The organism is Paenibacillus sp. 01T422, assembly GCF_056398785.1.
Map to the genome: position 1 here is coordinate 1 of NZ_JBFTQB010000913.1, position 2575 is coordinate 2575.

Consider the following 2575-nt stretch of genomic DNA (forward strand, 5'->3'; position numbering starts at 1 on the left):
TTTTCCAGTCCTCGATGGCTTTATCGAATCCGGCTTTATCAAGGCTGCCGTAAATGTATTTGTTCGTTGCATCCTTGATAACATCTTGGAGCTGAACGCCTTTTTCTAAGTTTGTTTTGGAATCAAGCGCTGCTACTGGGTCTTGCACGGCGAACTTCAGATTCGCGATTTTCAGCTCATCCGCTTTGCCTTGAGCAGGAATGGTTGGAATGCCGAGCAATCTACCTGACGTATCTTCATCACCGATTGCAGCGTCTGTGAATGGCTTCACTTCGCGTGTCCATTTCTCTTCATCCAGCTTTTTCGCTTTGCCGTCCACTACACTGTAGTTGGCATCTTTGATACCCCAATTTGCCAAGTTCGCAACTTCAGGTGTCATCATTTTGTCGAAGAAAGACAATACTTTTCTTAGTTCAGCTTCATTTTTGATAGCGGATTTAGGGAATAGCACCACGTTCGCATAGCCCGGAAGCGCCCATGCAGCGAACTTGCCGTCAGGTCCTGCAACCATGCTGTGTACGTCTACGACGGCTGTTGGCACGTTTTTGACCAGATCTTTGTTCAGGGACGAAACATCTGTCATAGCTCCGATGTACATACCTGCTGTACCGTTCGTGAACAGCTTTTGTTGATCGGTTTTACTTGTTGCTGCGAAGTCTTTATTCATCAGGCCTTCGTCGCGCAGCTTTTTGAAATAATCCATCGACTTCACATATTCAGGGAACGTGAACTCCGGCTGCAGCTTGCCGTCTTTCACGCCCCAGTTGTTCGGAACGCCTAACCAGGTCGCTGCTGTTTTGAAGGCGCCGTAGATGAGATCGTTACGATCTGTTAGGCCGATGGTGTCTTTTTTGCCGTTGCCGTCAGGGTCATTCTCTGTAAATGCCTTCGCCATCGCGTACAGCTCATCCATATTTGCCGGCGGCTTCAAGCCCAGCTTATCGGCCCAGTCTTTACGGTAAATGAGGCCTTGACGGGCGATATCTACGCCACGGTATAACGTGTACAGCTTGCCATCTACCTTTGTATTGTCATTCGTTGTGGATTTCAGCTTGCTCAGGTTCGGGAAGTCTTTGAGCAGCGGACCGATTTCCCAGAACTGGCCGTCACGGATTGCGGATTTCATTTGAATGAAAGTCGCTTGGTTTTTCAAGTACGTTACTTGCGGCAGTGCGCCAGTCGCGAACGTTGTGTTTAGCTTCTCCTCGTACGTATCAGCCGGGAAGAATTGATAGGTCAGCTTCGTGTTCGTCAGCTTCTCTAGTTCTTTAATGATCGTATCTGGTGGCGTTTGCGCTGTGTTCAGTGGCGCCATAATGGTGATCGATGCGGGTGTTGTATCAGCCGTTGCTTGTGGTGGTGCTGTTGTACCGGCTGCTGCCGTCGTAGCTGCAGGAGTTGCCTTGCCTCYGTCTGAGCAAGCTGCAAGTGCAAAGCTGGATACAAGCAGAATGCCGAGCGGAATCGAGACTAAATTTCTCTTCATATTTGTTAGACCTCCGTGAATTGTTTGTTTGCTACAAGTTCCACGTTACAAGGTCTTATGTAGGTACCGAAATAATCATTTACTCATTTAGACCTAGTTCATCTAGGGATGTGAGATGATGATTATTGGGGAGGGAGATGATTATTGGCGATAGGTGTGGGATAGGGCGTATCAAATCCTGTTCGAGCATTCACATCCTCAGCCTAGGGCTAGATGGATGTAGAATGGAGAATCCGGTTGGTACGAAGGATTGGGGGGATGCAGGTGGTGTGTGAGAGTAGCTGACTGGAGTGAATTTGGTCGGGCTGGATATGATGGATCTAGGTGGATGTGGGGGCGCGTGAGTGATGCGGGGGTTGAGTAGCTGGATGGTCAGAATCTGGTTGGTACAACGGATTGAGGTGGATGTGGGAGCACGTGAGTGATGCGGGRKTTGAGTAGCTGGATGGTCAGAATCTGGTTGGTACAACGGATTGAGGTGGATGCGGGGCGCGGGRGTGATGCGGTTGGGGTGTGAGAGTAGCTGATTAGAGTGAGTTGAGTCGGGCTGGATATGACGGATCTAGGTGGATGYGGGGGCGCGTGAGTGATGCGGGGTTTGAGTAGCTGGATGGTCAGAATCTGGTTGGTACAACGGATTGAGGTGGATCCGGGGGCTGAGGCGAACGAGATTGAATATGGAGGGAAGACGGACATTTGTTGAAAACAAATCCTGTAAAAAGTGCAGCAAATTCGGCGAAAATCAATGATCTTGCCCCCAATCATGCAAAAAGTGCAGCTAAATTGGTGATTTCCACCTATTTTAGGTAAAAAGCAATGAATTACATGTACTTTTTACATGTTTATCTCTAGAAACGAGCAAGACTAGATAATTTGCTGCACTTTTTGCAGTTTGTAGGGTTAGATGAGATACGATTGACGCGAGAGGAACTCTCACGTCGACGTTAAGCTTGTTTAACARCGTTAACTTCTACCGAGGGCCCGTTCCCCATACTTTAACGTCGAAAAACAACGTTAYAGCARGGCTTTGATCGTGAGCGGGGCCCTCACGTCGGCGTTAAGCGTGTTTAACAGCGTTAACTTCTACCG

Annotated in this window: 1 protein-coding gene; it reads right to left on the reverse strand. The window is 48.6% G+C overall.

The window, feature by feature from the left end; translation table 11 throughout:
- Positions 1–1486: extracellular solute-binding protein (locus AC1DUA_RS33340; RefSeq protein ID WP_477503818.1), on the reverse strand; the 1486-nt coding region annotated here is incomplete at its 3' end.
- Positions 1487–2575 lie beyond the last annotated feature (1089 nt).